The 19,176-nt window shown below is 43.3% G+C and carries 11 protein-coding genes; 7 read left to right on the top strand and 4 right to left on the bottom strand.

Annotated elements, in window-relative coordinates:
* Positions 1-540: 540 nt before the first annotated feature.
* On the top strand, positions 541-1,119 hold the full coding sequence (locus tag PAEAM_RS11500) for a YiiX/YebB-like N1pC/P60 family cysteine hydrolase (protein WP_165789882.1): 579 nt from the start codon (positions 541-543) through the stop codon (positions 1,117-1,119).
* A 63-nt stretch (positions 1,120-1,182) separates the two neighbouring features.
* Here the strand turns inward: PAEAM_RS11500 and PAEAM_RS11495 are convergent, their stop codons facing one another.
* A complete protein-coding gene (locus PAEAM_RS11495; protein WP_100527582.1) occupies positions 1,183-1,554 on the bottom strand; it encodes a CcdC protein domain-containing protein in 372 nt (123 codons plus the stop codon).
* 377 nt (positions 1,555-1,931) lie between these two features.
* On the opposite strand from PAEAM_RS11495, the gene PAEAM_RS11490 reads away from it, so the two are divergent.
* The 3 genes from PAEAM_RS11490 to PAEAM_RS11480 all read left to right on the top strand — a co-directional run bounded on the left by PAEAM_RS11490 (position 1,932) and on the right by PAEAM_RS11480 (position 11,027).
* A complete protein-coding gene (locus tag PAEAM_RS11490; RefSeq protein WP_100527674.1) occupies positions 1,932-2,507 on the top strand; it encodes a cupin domain-containing protein in 576 nt (191 codons plus the stop codon).
* A 445-nt stretch (positions 2,508-2,952) separates the two neighbouring features.
* Positions 2,953-7,317 carry an AAA family ATPase gene (locus PAEAM_RS11485; RefSeq protein ID WP_100527581.1) on the top strand — a complete coding sequence of 1,455 codons (4,365 nt, stop codon included), beginning with the start codon at positions 2,953-2,955 and terminating at the stop codon, positions 7,315-7,317.
* 236 nt (positions 7,318-7,553) lie between these two features.
* Complete coding sequence (locus tag PAEAM_RS11480) at positions 7,554-11,027, top strand: S-layer homology domain-containing protein (RefSeq protein WP_165789881.1); 3,474 nt, start codon at positions 7,554-7,556, stop codon at positions 11,025-11,027.
* Between the two features lie 115 nt (positions 11,028-11,142).
* On the opposite strand, the gene PAEAM_RS11475 is transcribed toward PAEAM_RS11480, so the two are convergent.
* A complete protein-coding gene (locus PAEAM_RS11475; protein WP_100527579.1) occupies positions 11,143-11,982 on the bottom strand; it encodes an alpha/beta fold hydrolase in 840 nt (279 codons plus the stop codon).
* A gap of 151 nt (positions 11,983-12,133) precedes the next feature.
* On the opposite strand from PAEAM_RS11475, the gene PAEAM_RS11470 reads away from it, so the two are divergent.
* Positions 12,134-12,997: a LysR family transcriptional regulator gene (locus PAEAM_RS11470; RefSeq protein WP_083684771.1), complete on the top strand. Its 864-nt coding sequence runs from the start codon at positions 12,134-12,136 to the stop codon at positions 12,995-12,997.
* 18 nt (positions 12,998-13,015) lie between these two features.
* On the opposite strand, the gene PAEAM_RS11465 is transcribed toward PAEAM_RS11470, so the two are convergent.
* Positions 13,016-13,420, bottom strand: a complete 405-nt coding sequence (locus tag PAEAM_RS11465; protein ID WP_100527578.1) for a VOC family protein — start codon at positions 13,418-13,420, stop codon at positions 13,016-13,018.
* Positions 13,421-13,684: 264 nt separating this feature from the next.
* On the opposite strand from PAEAM_RS11465, the gene PAEAM_RS11460 reads away from it, so the two are divergent.
* Positions 13,685-15,424, top strand: a complete 1,740-nt coding sequence (locus PAEAM_RS11460) for an ABC-F family ATP-binding cassette domain-containing protein (protein WP_100527577.1) — start codon at positions 13,685-13,687, stop codon at positions 15,422-15,424.
* 70 nt (positions 15,425-15,494) lie between these two features.
* Here the strand turns inward: PAEAM_RS11460 and PAEAM_RS31775 are convergent, their stop codons facing one another.
* On the bottom strand, positions 15,495-15,869 hold the full coding sequence (locus PAEAM_RS31775) for a collagen-like protein (protein WP_165789880.1): 375 nt from the start codon (positions 15,867-15,869) through the stop codon (positions 15,495-15,497).
* 474 nt (positions 15,870-16,343) lie between these two features.
* On the opposite strand from PAEAM_RS31775, the gene PAEAM_RS11450 reads away from it, so the two are divergent.
* Complete coding sequence (locus PAEAM_RS11450) at positions 16,344-19,016, top strand: endo-1,4-beta-xylanase (protein ID WP_100527575.1); 2,673 nt, start codon at positions 16,344-16,346, stop codon at positions 19,014-19,016.
* Positions 19,017-19,176: the final 160 nt, after the last annotated feature.

Genomic DNA, 19,176 nt, shown 5'->3' with positions numbered 1-19,176 from the left:
GATCGATAGCCCAAACATCCATGGAAGCCATGTCTACCAGGCTCTTAATGTCCGAATTATAAATGAGGAATCGTTAATAAGTCAACGTAACGAATCTCCTAATACGTTGGTGGAAGCTACCTTTCACAAGAGAATAATGGGCTTCGGAAGATATTCAACTTATCGCAGACAAGCTTGAACAACTGAACGACGGGATCCCACCTTCATGCTCGACAATTTAAGTATTTGAGATTACTGGGAAAACGAAAGATCGATCTATTGCGTGATGTGCTGTCTCGCTATCATATTTCAATTTACGTGGTGGTCATAGCGTTGACCTTCTGCATTTCTGGTAGGATGGCGTGCGTACATGCAGAAAAATAACGTAACGAAGTGGTATTACCAGCGAATTACGACTTTGTTTGGACGATTGACCAAAGGGATGCGCATTATTTGCGGTCAGTTGCGTGAAAGGGGACCCGTGTCGAGGAGTAAGAATATAATAGAAGACCTGATTGCTGGGTATGTTAAAAGGCAAACGAAACGAAGGGATGTATGGTCATGGAGTCAAGTCAATATCTAAATATCCGAGATCAAATTAAAAATGGAGATTTTCTATTTTGTAGTGGTAACGGACCAATGAGTGAATTAATAAAAAAAGCAACCAATTCCCCTTATAGTCACGTTGCTTTGCTGATGTGGTTCCACGATCGTCTTATGGTTCTAGAAAGTGTTGAGACAATTGGCGTGCACATGGTGCCGTTATCATCCTATGTACAAAATTATAACAATACAAATAAGCCTTATAATGGGGATGTATTTATCGGTCGACATAACATTCTTTCTGATCTACTCGTTAGCCCAAATACAGAAAAAACCACAACGTTACGTATCATGCAACGAGCCCTAGATTTATTGGGGAAAAAATATGGAACCAAAGATTTAGCAAAGATAGCGTTAAGGCTTACTACGGGTATAGGTAGACGAGAAGATGACGATGAATACATCTGTTCAGAGTATGTAGCAGAGTGTCTTCGTCCGGTAGGAATATCTTTTACAAACATTGGAGGGTTTACTGTTCCTAAGCAAATAGCGGAGGATCCAATGGTAGATATCTGGAGTAGAATTATCGTAAATTAATACTCAATCCCAATTTTGTGCTTTGCTCTATCGAGGGGAAAGAAGATGGCCCTTTTGAAGTCGCTATATAGCGGCTTTTTTTGTTTTATCGATACAAGTTCTTCTCCCTAGCCAAGGACAAGAAATTGTAATGATTTCCAAGATAAACAGGGCGATTACATTATTCAGGAATCCCAGTGTTTTGGGATCAATGTCTGTGATGAACATGAAGTCAAAAAAGCGGATCCCAAAGATAACAACGATGAAAACATAGAGAGATACGTTTCTTTTATAATACATCCCGCCATCTGATTTCCGTTCAAATTGCGTCACCAGAATTAATGGGATCGATAGAATCGCACCTATTGCAACCGAGCTAATAATTCTGCCAGTCGTAATCACCAGCGCAGGGTCAAACAACTCAAACAAAGATGTAGAGATATATAAGATCGGAATTAAAAGTTTCCGTGCAAGGGTTTCTTACTGCCCTGAATAAACCCCTCAAAATTAGCAGGACAATTAGTATCGAGATTGTTAAAGATAATACATTCATAGTAAGCACCTCGTCTGTTTTTTTGTGTAACCTAAGTATCGAGGATATTTAAATTTTTTATAAGTGAACAAATTCATTCGTTTATATGACTTTTGTCATCTTCCCGACAGGATAGAGCGTCACAGCTAGAAGTATATTAGTTATCATTCTTTTCATGGCAGTGTACTACTTTCGTATGACTACAAGCTCCTATAATTCTCTCTACAATGTTAGTTGGGATTGAATTATAGGAGCTTTTTTGTGCGAAGACAATCAGGATACTTTTATCGGTTGTTGTGCAATGAATGAATACAAGGAGCGATTATCAGTGAAACAAACGGTTACGAATAAAGTGACAGGTGAACAAATTACGTTTATAGAGACGGCAAAGGATACGAACGGTGAATATTTATTAATAGAAGTCGCACTTCCACCACGTGGCAAAGGTCCACCCCTACATATTCATGATCACTTCGAAGAGGAATTTGAAGTGATCGCTGGTTCGCTCACAGTTACCTTGGGTAAAACAAAGCACTTGTTAGTGACTGGTGAACGTTGCGTTGCCCCGCTCAGAACGCCACATACATTTACAAATGATCACGATCATCCTGTTGTATTTCGCGTTCGATTAACGCCACCAAGCAAGTTCGAGCAATCCGTACGCATTCATTACGGACTTATGGACGATGGATTAACCGATGAGAAGGGCAATCCTAAATCTCTCGCCCATACCGCTTTAGTATTAACATTACAAAACACACTGATCATTGGTATTCCACTCTGGCTGCAACGCTGCCTCTTTGGACTAATCATTAAGCGTGCCCGCAAAAAAGGCATTTATGCATCGCTAGAAAAGTATACCGGACAGGAAGTCTGAATAGATGAACGATGAAGAGTTAGCGGTTCCAACAACTATTGAAGAACCTAATCGGGAGCGCCACCACACTCACACCGAAAGCAGCTATCACCCGAGCTGAAGTTGCCGTCGTTATTCAATGACTGCTAAAAAAATCGGAGTTGATCTAATAACACTGATCACAGATTACTAGACCAAGAATTAATAACATTATAATAAAAGGCGTTTGCTCAGAAATTGAGCAAACGCCTTTTATTATTTAAGTTCTAACCATTCATACCTATTTAAAAGCGTAACGTCTGCTTCCTCTTCCTATATTACGTAAGCTAGACTCTACATGCATCATAGATTAAAATTCATTTAAGTAAGTATCTTAATAAATCCATTTCATCAAACCAAAATTTTGATTATTAAATTCTGATACATATCCTTATCCCGAAACGAAATATAACTTAGATAGGTGTGCATGAACATCAAGATTTTAAGAGACTACATCACAGATCCCCCAATAGAGCTTACTATGTTCATTGAACTATCTATTATACTGGCCGAAATGGTGCAGCGTGAACACGAGCAGAATAGGATCATTGGATACCTTAGCCCTGACCATATCAGTGTGCAGTGGCAGGGGAAAACGGCGCATATAACCTGGCATACGGAAAGTCATGCAGCTTATCATTCTCCAGAGCAATTTGCACGACTCAATCTCGTGCCGAGTGAACGCAGTGATCTCTACGCATTAGGTGTTATTCTCTACGAGTTGTTGACCGGGCAATTGCCTTTTCATGCTGACAATGATGACAACTGGGATACCGTACACACCCGTAAGGTTCCTCATCCTTTATCCGATATTCGACCGGAGTTAGACGAAACACTGCAAGCGATACTGATGAAATTACTTGCCAAATCACAGGTGGAGCGTTATCAGAGTACATATGGGGTGCTTGAAGATCTGAAGTTGTATCAGAACCTGATGGATAACGATGGAGTGTTTACGCCATTGGAAGTGGGACGTTTCGATAAAATCCGGACGCTTTCCCTATCCGATTCGTGGTATGGACGTCGTGCCGAAGTGGTGCAAATGGAGACCGGACTGGAACAAGCTTTTCAAGGAATGAATGCCTTTCGTTGGGTAATAGGCAAAGAGGGAACGGGTAAAACGACGCTTGTCCATAGAATCCAACAAAACGTCGTGCGGCATGGAGGCCGGCTGATTACTATGAAAGCGGAACCTTCTCAACAAAACATGCGGTTTGGTCCGATCCTTCAGGGGATGCGGGAATGGATCTATCAACTGTGGAGTGAGCCGGTTGAAATCATTACACGTCTGAAATCCAAACTTCAAGCCGAGTTCGAACCAGAAATGCAGGTAATCGTCTCCTGCTGGCCCGAGGCCAAACTATTGTTCAACAACGATGCGAAGGTCTGGGACCGGTTTGAAGAATTACTGCCCGACTTGATCTGTTGTATGGCTGAAAGCAAACCACCGCTTGTTCTGTTTATGGACAATCTACAGTGGATCGACAAAGGTACACAAGACGTCATTCGAGAACTTGCATTATCACAAAAAGCGCATGGATTATTCCTAATCGGGGCTTATCGTACGGAGGAGATGATCACTTCCGCTGAGGATGAAGCGAATGCTGATCAAGAGGAATTTCTGATTTGGTTAAGCCAAAGATGCCGTGCGAATCCAGAGGAACAAGTGACTCTGCTTCCGCTGGCTTACGAGGATGTGAGGAAACTGATCTCTGATGTTCTATATGAGAAATCCGCTCGCATTCAACTTCTGGCACGGTCTGTCTATGATCAGACAGGTGGTAATCCCGGCTCGGTTCGTCTCTTACTGGAGGAATGGTTAAAGGAGAACAGACTACACTTTGACGAGGAACGACGTCAGTGGGTATGGGACTCAGAAATAACCCGGCAACGAAGCAGGTCGGAAGAACATCTACGGCTGCTGGAGATAAGCTTCTCCAAGCTTGAGGAAGATCGGAAGGAGTTCATTGCTATGGCGGCTGCAATAGGTCCGGTATTTCAGTTAACACTCTTGGCCGAAGTGTGTGGCATAGCAGTGGATAGGGTATTCCGTAATCTTCAAGAGGCGGAAGCAAAAGGATTTATTTATCAGGAAGACGAAGCAGGACAAGAACATGGACAGGATTCAACTTATGTGTTTGCCCATGAGTTCATTCACCGAATGGCATATGCCTTCGATTCAGGACGCAATATCCACCGACACCTAGCAATTGGACGTATGCTACTAGATCGCACGTCAGAGTCGCGTGATGACCTGTCAAGAACAGCGATTGATCATCTGAACTTGGCTGCTTCGGTATTATCGGAGCAAGAAACGAAGCAATTAATCGAGCACAATCTTCAAGCGGGACAAGAGGCGTTGACATCCGCGCGTTATGCGAAAGGGAAGCATTATGCCGAAAATGGGCTTCATCTGTTGGCAACATGCAAAGTTGATGTACCAGATACACTCGATGTCGGATTGCAGCTGGTATTAGCATGGACGGAGTATATGGGTGGCAATAGTGCACGGGCGAAAAAACTGCTGGTGGACTTGAACCAAGACAGCGATCGACTGAGCCGATCAGAGCGGCTCAAAATCTGGGCACCTTTAATCCAATTCCATGCACTCGCGGACAATGAGACTGCGGTTCAATTTGGAATGGAGGCGCTAGGATCCTATGGTTGGAAGCTTGAGAAGAAAAGTACACTGTTGTCTATAGGCAAGGAAGTGACCCGAACCGCGATCCTCTTACATCGAAAACGGGAGAAGCATCTTCTGCTGTCCGACCCACTCGATGAGGATTATGAAGAATTATGCCATGTAATGGAGCTGTTGTTTCTTCCATTGCTTGCACACGATGCGCGATCGCTTCTGGAATTGTATGCCCGATTTATTCGTTATGGGTTGCATAAAGGGGTGAATGAGTCCCTAGCCGCAATGATCGGTGCATACGAACTGATTGTGCAAAGGTCATTTCCGAGCTTTGTTCGAGCGACTCCGATTGCTGAGCAGGTGTTCCTGCAAATCGCCAACACCTCTACATTCAGGAAAAAGCATGTATTTACGTTTCTGAGCGGAATGATCAAGCAAATGGACAGTCCTTTGGAATCTTCTGTTGTCCTGTTCATTGCGATGCGTCAAGCGATGGAAGCCGGTGATCATGACTTTGCTAATCCTGCCTTAATTTTCAGTGTTATGTGTAATCATGGGAATGTATATGCCCTGAATGATTTGCTCCAATACTTTGAGGAGAACATGCGACATGTTGCCGACGACAAGATACTGGACATGATGCGGCTGACGAGCAGTTACGCAGCAGTGCTGCAAGACGATTCTTTGATCGACAGTTTTGTTACTATTCCACAAGTGCCGGCTGACAGCGAGTTTGAGCAACAGGACGAGGATAACTATAGCTGTGGTCGCCGGCTCGAGGTGGCGTATCTGTCGGGCAGGTACAAGGAAGCGCTATATTGGTCGCAGCGAGGAAGGGGAAACGAATTACATCTGGATTGGATGCAAATTCGTAAACACCGCGTTTTCGAGGCTTTGACGTTAACTGGATCTTATTTCGAGACGAATAGAGAGGACCGTAAGCGGATCCGGAAGGCCATACGCGCGCAATTGCGATTAATGAAGAGTTGGCGAGGATTCTTGGACAGTACGTCCTCCGCATACTTGCTAATCAAAGCAGAGGCTGAACGGATCTCAGGGAATTCGGTGAGCGCCATGCAACAATATACGGCTGCAATCAGGCTAGCGAGAATCGAGAAATACGTGCTGCTGGAAGCCATTGCTTGCGAACGGCTTGCGGTATGTTATCAAGATGATCTGCTCAGCCGATCCGGAGCGGCAATTACGATGATGGATGCATGTGCGGCATACGCCGAATGGGGAATCACCTTCAAAGTAACTCAGATTAGAAGCAGAGATGCTAAATTGCTGGACCCGATATACAAGCGTTATGAAGGTCCTGTATTACAGGATCGAATCCAAATGACTCAAACCGGCACATCGTTACCTCACCAGAACGGCTCCAAGACGGGTGAAGGCTTGAAGAGTGAAGAGGAACTCGAGCTTTTGCAACGACTCATCCATGGGTTAGCACAGCAGAATAAGGTCGATTGGAAGGTAAATCTATTGGAAACGGCTTTACGACAAGCCGGAGCAGAGCGTGGTCTGTTGTTGAAGCGTCAAAATAATGAATTCGATATTGAAGCTAGTCGTTCTGACTGGACTGATCAGGAAAACGGAGCCGGCCTGTATGCGGAGAGCGTCTTACGTCATACAACGATGACGGGAAAACCGCTAATTTTGCATGATGCGCTTCAGAGTTTTTGGGTGAAGGATGCTTATATTGCAGCAAGAAAACAGAGGTCGATTCTATGCATGTCCATTGATGCTCCGGGAGAACAAACTTCCTATCTACTCTACTTGGAAAATCGACAGATGCCGGGTGTGTTCACAAAGAGGGATGTTCAGATGTTGGAGCTTTTTGCGACACGGATCATATATCTCAAACTGCTGCAAGACGAAGCTGCGAATACAACAATCCCGAGTGCTTTCGAAAGTAAGGCCTCGTCTGTGGTTCCAAGTCCCAGTCAACCAGGGCTGACGGAACCGCTGACGGAACGAGAAACGGAAATTATAACAGCAATTGCAAAAGGCTTGTCGAACAGAGAGATTGCCGAACTCTTTGGGATCGCAGAGACGACGGTCAAGACACATACATCTAGAATATACGGCAAGTTGGGTGTAAAACGGCGGGGGCAAGCTGTCCTACGTGCCAGAGAGCTACAATTGATAGAGTGACAAACAAGGAAGCGAGCCTTAAGGGGCCGCTTCCTTGTTTGTTAAGACGGACGACAATCTTTTTTATGGAGTACTACTTTAGTAGGACTTAAATATCCTCTGACGAGACTATGATGTTTAGATGGAGTCAAATGAAAAGAGGTCATTATGAACAATAACGAATTGTATGAAAGGAAGTGTACATGGTGAGAAAGAGAGTTGTCTCGATTGCGAGCATGCTCGTTGTAATCGTGTTTATGGCATTTATCGTAATTTTTAATAATCAAAGTTTAGCTTCTGCCAATGTAGTTTCGTCACCTATTTTTGCAGCAGAGGATACAACTATCATTTATGAGTCTGGAATGATTTATGAGGATGGAAACCTCAGGTATCTGGATGTAGGCTATCAAGGAACATTTGGTGTTCCCTTAGAGGCTCAGGTATTACTAAAGTTTAATTTGCCAACAATCCCTGCAGGGTATGAAGTTGAAACTGCGAGTCTGTATCTGCCTGTAACAGGTGGTACTTTTCAGGCAACAACTAATTTTTCGCTAAAAGTTTCAACGAGTACAAATCATAGCTGGGCACAGGATAGTGGAATAACATCGCCACCAGCTCCAACGTCAGGTTCTACACAATCAAGATTATTATCCAATAATGTCCCCCAACTTAAACCTACATTAGCTCCGTTTAATTTTACTAGCTACATATCAAGGGAATCCGCGGAACCTGATCCTAGAGCAACCTTCATTCTATCGGGTATGACGGCTCAAGAAGCAGCTGAAGCAGGAATAACACATGCTGATCATTTTATACAAATGACTGAAAATCATGCACATGATGGCAGTTTGGGCCCGTATTTGATTATTACGTATTCTGAAATTGTTAATATTGAAATAACTGGAGTCGTAGATGGCGGTCTATACAATACAAATCCAACGCCAACATTCAACATCGGTACAGCAACTTTGAATGGAAGTCCATTTACAAGTGGAACACAAATTACTGCTGAAGGTTCATATACACTAACAGTTACAGCAGGCAGTCAATCAGAAACGATCCAATTCCAAATAGATAAGACCCCTCCGACTGGAACGGTCATAGTAAATCAAGGTAACCAATACACAAATAGTTCGTCTGTACTTATTTCAACAAGTCCTGATGCGGGAGTAACTGATATCACGCATATCCAATATTCGATTAATGGAACCCCATTTTCAGAAATACCTTATGTACCAGTCTTTTTGTTATCTATAGGAAGTAATGATGGAGATAAGGTCTTAAAATTTAAACTAGTTGATCGTGCAGGGAACCAATCAACTGAATATCAAAGAACCATAACACGGGATACCGAAGTGCCAACAGGCTCTATTGTTATTAATAATGGCAACGTGTATACAACTAATCGTGAAATAACGCTTAATCTATCTTTAGGCAACGGTGTAACAGATGTGGTAGCGGTACAATTTTCTAATAACAATAGTTCTTGGTCAGGAGTTGAAGCCTTTAGTTCCATAAAGAGCTATACGTTACCAACTGGAGATGGTAATAAAACGGTGTATGTACGTTTAATTGATCGAGCAGGTAATATTACTGTAATTCATAATAGCATTATTTTGGATACAACAGCTCCAACAGGAACGCTAACACTTATAACCCCAAGTGTAACGAATGCAACTACTGTATTATTAACGGTAACAAGTAGTAATACGGATTATATGGAGTTAGGCGAGACGGGCCAAGATTACGGCGATTCAGTAGTGTATAGCGCTAGTCCACAATCGTATACATTGCAGGATACAGAGGAAGATGGCGTGAAGACGCTGCAGATTCGCTTATCTGATTTGGCAGGAAATACGACAGTGCTTACACAAACCGTAACACTGGATCGTGAAATACCAACAGGAACAGTCGTTGTGAATGAAGGTAAGACTTACGCAAATGATTCGGATGTAGCAGTTGAAGTGACACCAGCAGCGGGCGTAACAGATATTGTGAATATTCGCTATAGCGTTAACGGGTCAGCACCAACAACCATAGCGTATACGAATAACTTTACAATAGATGTAGGAAGTATAGATGGAGCGAAGGCGATTATTTTACAGCTTATTGACGGTGCAGGAAATGAATCAGTGGAGTACAGTTCAACGGTAACATTAGATACCGTACCACCCACAGGAACAGTTGCCATTAATGGAGGAGCTGCTTACGCAACAGATCGTGAAGTAACCCTCGGGTTTACTTTAGGAGCAGGTGTTACGGATGTTGTAGCCGTGCAGTTCTCGAATGATGACGCTACATGGTCAGCTGAACAGACTTATGAAGCAAGCATGAGCTATACATTGCCAGCAGGTGATGGCAGCAAGACGGTTTATGTTCGCTTCATCGACCGAGCAGGAAATATGGGCTCTGCCGAAGCAAGTATTGTACTGGACACTACAGCTCCGATCGTTACAGGTGTAACAGATGGAGAGAGCTATAATTCCTCCCGAACCATTACCTTTAATGAAGGTACAGCAACATTGAACGGGCAAAACTTTATAAGTGGCTCACCTGTGGACGCTGAAGGTTCCTATGTACTTGTTGTTACAGATGCCGCAGGTAATTCGATTACCCTTGTATTCACCATTATTAAATATAGCGTAGGCTATGACGGGAATGGAGCTACTGGAGGAGCGGTACCCCTAGATAGTCAAACCTATGAAGCGGGGAGTAGTGTAACCATCGCCGATAATGTTGGAAGTCTAGTGAAGACTGGATTTAAGTTGATTGGTTGGAATACGGAAGCAGATGGAAGTGGGAAAAGCTATGTAGCGAATGATACTTTCCATATAAACGAAGCTGATGTCCTGTTGTATGCGGCGTGGGAAATTAATCACTATACCTTGTCTTTTGAGTCAAATGGAGGAAGTCTGGTAGCGCTTCAGAATAAACCTTACAATGAACAGGCAACTGAACCGAGCACACCAACGAGACCAGGTTATACATTTGGTGGTTGGTTTAAGGAGACCTCTCTCACTAACCAGTGGAACTTTACGAAAGATGTCATTACAGCGGATAAGACGTTGTATGCGAAGTGGAGTATAAACAATCCTTCTAACAATAACGGAGGAGGAAGTAATCCACCGCCTCCTCAAAATTCAATACCGGTACCAACACCCAATCCGCAACCTACCCCAGAAGAACCCAAACCTGAGCCTGAACCACCTGTCGTTACTTTTGACGACCTTTCAGGACATTGGGCAAAAGGAATGATTGAGGAACTAGCAAGTCAAGGGATAATTGCAGGGTATCCAGACGGTTCTTTTCACCCGAATGAACACATCAAGCGCCATCATATGGCTCTACTATTCACACGTGCTTTCAAGTTTGAACCCATACGTGAGGCAGTTTCGTTTTCTGACGTATCACCAAGTCATCCTTACTATGAAGCCATCATGTCACTGCAACAAGCAGGAATAGTCGATGGAGCCAATGGGAATTTTAATCCAAACCATTCGCTGACTCGTGCAGAGATGGCTAAAATTTTGACGCTGGCCCTTGGGATAGAACCAGGTGGAACAGTTGCTTTCCAAGATGTTCCTACAACGCATTGGAGCTATGATTACATCGCTGCACTGGCAGAACTAGAGATTGTACTCGGGGATAACGGAAAATTTAAGCCGGATGAACCAGTGACACGTGCACAGTTTGTGGCGATGATGTACCGAGCATTGAATGTTATACAATAAGTATCTAATTACATTAATCAGCAACGTATTCGGAAGATACAACCCAAGGTTAAAGTAAATAAAAAAACACGAGGGACTGCATTCGCGCCTCGTGTTTTTTCTTTAGCATCCTAACTCACGGATGTTTATTGCAGAAACGGTCGATATAATCAGAACATTGCCCCGGCTCATCTTCCATGACGAAATGACCAGCTTTGGGAATGACATGTAGGCAGGCATGGGGAATATCCTGGACAAGCCTTTTTGCATAAGCGAGGGGCTGCCATTCATCTTCCTCGCCCCATAGAATTTGAACAGGGACTTTCAGCTTGGGTAAATCTGTTCCATAGGATTCAGTATATTTTGCATTATAGTGAGCTACCTGATGGGAGAAAAAAGAGGCTTTGCCCAATGAACCTGCATGGGGTGCCAGATACGCATCCAGTGTATCGCCAGTCATAAGCTCTTTATTATACACTGCCATGGGTAATTGTTTCTTTAGCATGGTATCAAAATCAGCACGGGGCATTTGTTCAACCTGTTCAAGCTGTTCTTCGATAATTTTCTTCCAGGTTGGTGAGGGCCACGAATCATAACTGGGCATGTTGAGTAACGTAAGCGATTGTACACGCTCAGGCTGTTCCAAGGCCAGTTGGACTCCGACAATTCCACCTAGATCGTGGGCTGCGACATGTAAACGATCCATTCCAAGTTCGTCTAAAAGCTGACTGAACAGCGTATATTGTGCTGCCACAGAAGTATCTGCTTCGAGTGGTCTTTCGGATGCTCCATATCCCAGAAGGTCATGAACGTAGACTTTGTACCCTTTTTGAACCAGAGCGGGTATTACTTTTCTCCATTCATAGCTATAAGACGGTGTTCCATGAAGGAGCCATATGGGAGAGCCTTCTCCGTATTGCTCATAAGCGATTCGATATCCATTAATCAAGATGGATGACGTTGCTGCTTTTTGCATAGTGATTACTCCCTTCCATAAACGATTGAGATTAAAAATGAAATGGGCTCTTAATGAGCTACATTGAATATAAACGATTGCTTTCCATTAGTTAAATTGATAGTTTATATGTAAACGATCAGTTTTAATGAAGTTAAAAAGAAGGGAGCCAATGATGGAAATACGTCATTTGGTCACATTTATTACAATTGTGGAACACGAGGGATTTACCAAAGCTGCTGAACATCTTGGATACGCGCAATCTACAATTACATTGCATATTAAGGCGTTGGAAGAGGAGATTAACTACCCTTTATTTGATCGAATTGGTAAGCGGGTTATTTTAACGGAGACTGGGAAAAAATTGTTGCCACATGCCCAAAAAATGCTTGACCTGTATCACATGATTAAGGAAGTGACTGCTGCACAAGGGGAATTAACGGGTAATATCGTGATCAGTATTGGGGAAACGTTGTTGATTTATCGTTTTCCACCTATTATTGAGGAATTTAAAAAATTGCATCCTCATGTCAATATCGAGTGGCACCAATTAGATTCCGTATATTATAAAGAGAATCTGATGCAAGGTAAAAGTGATATTTCCTTCATGTTGGGGACAGAGGTGCATGATCCCAATCTGTACAGTGAGAAATTGGCTGAGGAGCCCATGATGCTGCTTTACCCCAATTCATTTGAGCTACAACGCGACATTGTACGAAGCAATTTACTTTTTACCGAAAGAGGTTGCGGTTATCGCACATTGTTTGAACAATGCATTGAGGAGTATCAGATTGGAATTACTTCCAATATTGAATTCTGGAGTATTGAAGCTGTGAAACAGTCGATATTGAGCGGTATGGGCATATCCTTGTTACCTCGAATTACGGTAGAGAAGGAGCTGAAGGAAGAAAAACTTTCAGGTCAGCAGTACAAACAAAATCTAGCTACACAGTTGCTGTATCCCAAAAACAAGTGGATCTCTCCCCAAGTAGAAGCATTTATTGAGATTGTTAGAAAGCATGCCTCCCTCTGGTGAGCTCATTTCAACTATCCTTTATAGCCTACCACTGAACCGTTGGATTGCTTCCTCGGTCACCGGCGTGAAGAGATTAACCAGATTACCGTCAGGATCGCGAAACAGCACAGCACGATTCCCCCACGGCATTGTGGTAGGTTCCTTTACCCACTCATCGACAAACGGCTTCAAGCGCTCGTATTCGGCATCGACATCGTGGACGTGGAACTCAATAATGACAGTACGATTGTTGGCCGCCACAGCGGAACCAGCGCCAAACAGTTGCACCGTCTGGGAGTGGCCGATCGCTAGAGTGCACGATGGCATAACGAGTTCGGCAAAGACAGGTGCAGGGCGTTCCGCCGAAACACCCGTGATTTTCTCATAGAACTCGGCAAGACGATCCACGTCATCAGTAATGATGCGCACAGAAGCAAAATTCACGAGATATCATCCTTCCTATAATAAGTAATACAATTGCTTACTCCAACTATACAAAAACACTACTGACAACGGTATGTCAGTAGTGTTTTATGAAGTAACCACCGTCCACTAGCCATCATTCTATAGAACGTATTAGAGTTCCAAAGTGAGGGTAAGGGCTAAAAATCGATTGTACTTGGTGGTAAACAGTGTTACTCTAAAAGTCTGTGTTCGACAATATATTTAAGATTAGCCACCAATTTAGTTGTAAAGAAAGGTAACACTATGATAAAAGTTGAAAACCTATCCTTCTCATTTCCACAAAAGGAACTATATAAAAACATTTCATTTACGTTTGAAGAGGCACAACATTGTGCTTTTATCGGAACAAGCGGAAGTGGAAAAAGTACATTGATCGATATCCTGATGGATCCGGAACGATATTTGTTCGAGGGCAAGTTAGAGATAGACCCCGATTGCAGAATCGGGTATGTGAGTCAGTTTTTGCAAGTAGACAAAACAAAAGAAATGACCGTTTTTGAATATATCGCAGAAGAATTCATCAAGATACAAGATGAAATTACAGCGATTTATGCGGAGATGGCCACCACATCGGATATGGATTCCCTGATGGAAAAGCTTCAATTGGCTTTGGATGCCTTCGAGGCGATGGATGGGGATAATTTCGAAAAAAACATCAATAAACAGTTAAACCTTGCCAACCTCATGAAGCTCAAAGATCTTAGTATATCCGCCATAAGCGGCGGGGAATTCAAACTTATTCAAGTGATGAAGGAAATGCTGAATCGTCCAGACTTCATGATTATGGACGAACCTGATGTATTTTTAGACTTTGAAAACCTGAACGCGCTTAAAAAATTGATTAACACCCACAAGGGAATGCTGCTGGTCGTTACGCACAACCGGTATCTGTTGAATCATTGTTTCAACAAAATCATACACCTAGAAAACACAGAGCTCCAAGAGTTTGACGGGCGATATATCGATTATAACTTCTCACTGCTTCAGTCTAAGATCGAACTGCAAGAAATCGCAGTTGCTGAAGCTGAGGAAATTGAGAGATATGATCACATCATCGACAATCTTAGAGAGATCGCCACGTATAATTCGGAAGCTTCCAGAGGAAGAGCGTTAAAAGCCAGAGTCAAGTTTCAAGAGAGATTGGAAGCGCGTCGAATAAAAGAGCCATTTGTCGATATCAAACAGCCGAATATCCGTTTTGGAATTGATAAGGAAATGGAAGACACCGTTGTGGTTAACGTCAATAACTATAGCGTTTCCTTTGACGAGTTGCTTTTGGAAAATGTGAACTTTGAGATCAAATCAACAGATAAAGTAGCCCTGATCGGTCCTAACGGTACCGGGAAAACGACTTTACTCCGAGAAATCTTCAAAAATAATCAGGATTCCATTGAAATCAATGCTGATGTTAAAGTGGCTTATTTATCTCAGGTTCAAGGTGAAATGTTAAAAGATTCGAATACCATACTAAATGAATTCATAGATGCTGGTTTTCAAACGTATGACGAGATTAGATCGTATCTTCCAAACTATGGCTTTGAAGGAGAAATCCTTGATCAAAAGATTGAATCGTTATCAGGCGGAGAAAAAAACATGCTTCAATTGGCTAAAGTTTCTGCCAGTCAGGCCAACGTATTGCTCCTGGATGAACCGACAAGCCATTTGGATATCTATACACAAATCGCATTGGAGAAAGCCATTGAAGACTACAAAGGTGCGATTATCATGATTTCTCATGATTTCTATTCTGTTGTAAATGGTATGGATTATGTTTTAATTATTGAGGACAAAACGATTAGTAAAATGAGTATAGAAGAATTTAGACAGATGATTTATGCTAGTCATTTTGATGAAAACTATCTAGAAAATGAACAAAAGAAAAAGTCTGTTGAAATGAAAATTGAATTGGCTTTAAAAGATACTAATTTTGAACTTGCAAAGAGTTTGGTTGATGAGCTAGAAAAGCTGATTAAGTTGCTTTAGACAAGGTGAATATTCCATAAATCTAAATCCCCCAGTATGTGGATTAATCCGCATACTGGGGGATTTACTTCTAGAAACAGCTAAACGAGCTGATTCGCTGCAGATCAATGCCGGTGTATAGCCAGAAGAAGCCATTCCAACGGAAGCCAGCCACCGAGTTTCTACCTACAAATACCGGGTACATCCAGAAGCCGGGACCACGATCCGGCCAAATATATGTGTAGCGAAACAGACAGCCGGATATGGCTCTTGGATCTACCGCAAATAACGAAGCGGGTTGCTGTGGAATGAATGATGGTGGCGGTCCGGTAGGTGCCTGCACGCCTTGTGGTCCGCCGCCTCCACCCCCGGGGAACGATGGCGGACCAGGAAATCCGCCGGGTCCTCCGGGACCCCCAGGTCCGCCAAACCCTCCACCAGGTCCAAAAGGAGGTAAAAATGTCATATCACATCACTCCTGTTCATTAGTCTAATGTATTGTATGTAGGCAATTGAGAAGGGGAATGGGTGGAAGCCTATAGAAGGCCGCTAATAATCAAGTCGAATCAAGTAAATTAAATTGCAGAAAAATGTCGAATAAAGTGATTGCTAACTAATTTATTATAACGAATTGAATGCTGTTACTGGTAAAGCAGGCATGACCAAAATGATTTTGCATTTTCCTTATGTGAGTAGGGGAAGGCATATCGTTTTGGTCTTTTTTATATCCAAATCGGATTCCGACAAAAATAACGGACCAAAGCAAAAACAGAGTTGGATTTCCAGCTTCCTAAACCTACAGTACATTACCAAATGATAACTTTTTATTGTAATTATTGTAAATTTGTTATATGTAAGCGCTGTCTAAAGAGCTATAATCTATTTATCTGGATGTTAATCCGTTCAGAAATACGTAGACCAAATCAAGAGGAGGAATTGTATGAAACGGTTAGGTCAATGGAATATAACTGCCTTGATTCTTGTTCTCGTACTCGCCATGCTTCCATTTTCGAATGTCTCACATGCAGCCAAGGCAGTTACGGAAGTGGAGGGAGGTCATTTGAGCACAAACTTTGAAGACGGTACACTTCAGGGATGGACTCCACGTGTCGGTAGCGAAAGGCTGACAGTGACACAGCAGGAAGCATACGAAGGTCAGTCCAGCATGCTGGTCGCCAATCGTGAGCGTTCCTATCATGGACCGATGTTATCCATGAAGGATCTGCTTAAGCGTAACCAAGAGTACGAAATTTCGGCATATGTAAGACTTACTCAGGAGCCCACCACGGATCAAACACTACAGCTCACCACACATAAAAAAACAACTGCCGAAAGCTGGAACCCGATCGGTAGCGTGAAAATTGCCAAAGCAGAATGGAATACATGGCACAAGATCACCGGAAAATTTCAATATAGCGATGATCCCACTGAATTGAATTTGTTCATCGAAACACCCTACATCTCTGAAGATAGCGTAGATACGTTATCGTTCTATGTGGATGATGTATCATTTACTCTGGCCGAGCAACTGGAGATTGAAGAAGGGATTCTGTCTCTGGAGGACCTGTATCAAGATGATTTCCCCATTGGTGCAGCGGTGTATCGCTGGCAGTTGGAAGGCGCATATGGACAACTGCTCACAAAGCACTTTAACAGCTTGACCGCAACCTATGAGATGAAACCGAAGTACATGTCTCCTTCCGAAGGTGTTTATGAGTTCGAGGCAGCCGATCAATATGTTCAGTTCGCGGAGGAGCATGGTATGGGCGTACGCGCACATGCGTTGTTGTGGCATATTGATGCAGCAGAGTGGATGTTCAAGGATCCTCAGGGTAACCCTGCGAGTCGAGAATTATTACTTGCCCGGATTCAGGATTACGTTGAAACTGTCATGACCCGATACAAAGGTAAGATCTATGCCTGGGATGTGGTAAACGAGGCGATTGCGGATAGCAATGGTGATGCCAACGGTTTACGTAAAAGTCCCTTTTATGAACTAATCGGTCCGGATTACATTGAGAAGACCTATGAATTCGCTCGTGCAGCCGATCCGAATGCCAAATTATATTACAACGAATACTTCACGGAAATCCCTGAGAAAAGAGAGCATATGTATCAGTTGGTCAAACGACTGAAAGAGAAAGGGCTCATTGATGGTGTGGGTTTGCAATCTCACTATAACCTGGAATCCCCGCCCATCGACGAAATTGAAAAAACGATCAACATGTTCGCCGAACTTGGATTGGATATTCAGATCACGGAACTGGATGTGGATAGCGGAATTCCATTTGGTGAAGAGATGTCCGATGAAGTTGCGGTAAAGCAGGCGTATCGATATAAGGAACTGTTGGATTTGTACAAAAAACACAAAGACCACATTTCTTCAGTTACCTTATGGGGACTCCAAGATGAGAAGTCTTACAACAACCAGGCTATGCTGTTTGATTCAGCCCTGAAGGCCAAAAAAGCATACTGGGGACTTGTGGATGAATCCAGCTTGCCTGTGTTGACACAGAGAGCCGTCTCACTTTCGGGTAAACCGGATATCAAAAAACAGTCACAAGATCCGCTCTGGAACAAAGCGGTGTCTACTCCACTGAAGGGTGACTCTGCGGGATCAGCCAATTTCCGCACCTTATGGGATCATAGTAACCTGTATATCCTCGTGGATGTTCAGGATGCGAAGGCAGATGTGAATGACAGAGTAGAACTCTTTGTTGATCTCAATAATGGCAAGACCACTTCATATGAAGCAGATGACCGACACGTAATCATTAAGCGGTCGGGCAAAGCTGAGGGTGTGGAGCAGCGTTCATATCGTGTACGCGAGACAAAAGCCGGATATCAGGTTGAATTGTCCATTCCGTGGGGTGGTATCCAAGTCGGATCAGAATATGAAGCCGGCTTGGATATCCGCGTGACTGATGGCGGTGCAAGTGGGACACAACCTTATAATCCACTGTACTGGAATGATCGAACACAGTCTCAGGAACAAGATACAAGCAAATACGGCGCGATTCAGCTTGCCCCTATGCCCAAATCTGCAAAAGCTGTGCAAGGGATTGTTCAGATTGATGGGAAGAAAGACGCCCTATGGAATAAGGCTGCACCATTTGAAGTAAAACGATTGAATGAGACCGAAGGTGCAGAGGCAGTGGCTCGCGCAATGTGGTCAGGTGAGTATCTATATCTGCTGATCGACGTCACTGATCCAAACATCATTACAGACAGCATCAACCCATGGGATCAGGATTCGGTTGAGATTTTCCTGGACGAGAATCACCAGCGCACACCGTATTTTCAATATGATGATGCCCAGTTCAGAATCAGTGCTGACAATGTGGGAACCTTTGCAGGGGGGGCCTCGCCCGGACGCCTTGTAAGTGCTGTGAAGACAACGAATAAAGGATATCTCGTAGAAGCCAGAATCCAGTTGCAATCATTGACGCCCAAAGCAGGGAATGTTCTCGGTTTCGAGCTTCAAATTAACGACAACCAGGGCGGAGGTAAGCAGAGCGTAGCCAAGTGGAATGATACGACCAATGAGAGCTGGAGAAACACTTCCCAGTACGGAATACTCACTTTTGTCGGAAAGAACAAACTCGGGCATTAAACCATCGGCAGTAGTTGCAAGAATAGAAACCATCATAACAGTGGCTAAAACTCAACCATTGTTGTGATGGTTTCCATCGTTTACATACGTCACCAAAGGTGATGAGGGGCGATACAATCTGCCTTGACTATATTTAACAGCCCTTGATATACTAAATGGA

Origin of the sequence: Paenibacillus sp. GM1FR, from assembly GCF_002803315.1 — a bacterium.
GTDB classification, from domain to species: domain Bacteria; phylum Bacillota; class Bacilli; order Paenibacillales; family Paenibacillaceae; genus Paenibacillus; species Paenibacillus amylolyticus.
The sequence above is the reverse complement of the archived record's forward strand: the minus strand, read 5'-3'. Positions and strand labels throughout refer to the sequence as shown.

Excerpts from the sequence above, each read along its gene's own strand:
- PAEAM_RS11500 (WP_165789882.1), top strand. The coding sequence starts at position 541 with ATGGAGTCAAGTCAATATCTAAATATCCGAGATCAAATTAAAAATGGA.
- PAEAM_RS11490 (WP_100527674.1), top strand. The coding sequence starts at position 1,932 with ATGAATGAATACAAGGAGCGATTATCAGTGAAACAAACGGTTACGAAT.
- PAEAM_RS11485 (WP_100527581.1), top strand. The coding sequence starts at position 2,953 with ATGAACATCAAGATTTTAAGAGACTACATCACAGATCCCCCAATAGAG.
- PAEAM_RS11480 (WP_165789881.1), top strand. The coding sequence starts at position 7,554 with ATGGCATTTATCGTAATTTTTAATAATCAAAGTTTAGCTTCTGCCAAT.
- PAEAM_RS11475 (WP_100527579.1), bottom strand. The coding sequence starts at position 11,982 with ATGCAAAAAGCAGCAACGTCATCCATCTTGATTAATGGATATCGAATC.
- PAEAM_RS11470 (WP_083684771.1), top strand. The coding sequence starts at position 12,134 with ATGATGGAAATACGTCATTTGGTCACATTTATTACAATTGTGGAACAC.
- PAEAM_RS11460 (WP_100527577.1), top strand. The coding sequence starts at position 13,685 with ATGATAAAAGTTGAAAACCTATCCTTCTCATTTCCACAAAAGGAACTA.
- PAEAM_RS31775 (WP_165789880.1), bottom strand. The coding sequence starts at position 15,869 with ATGACATTTTTACCTCCTTTTGGACCTGGTGGAGGGTTTGGCGGACCT.
- PAEAM_RS11450 (WP_100527575.1), top strand. The coding sequence starts at position 16,344 with ATGAAACGGTTAGGTCAATGGAATATAACTGCCTTGATTCTTGTTCTC.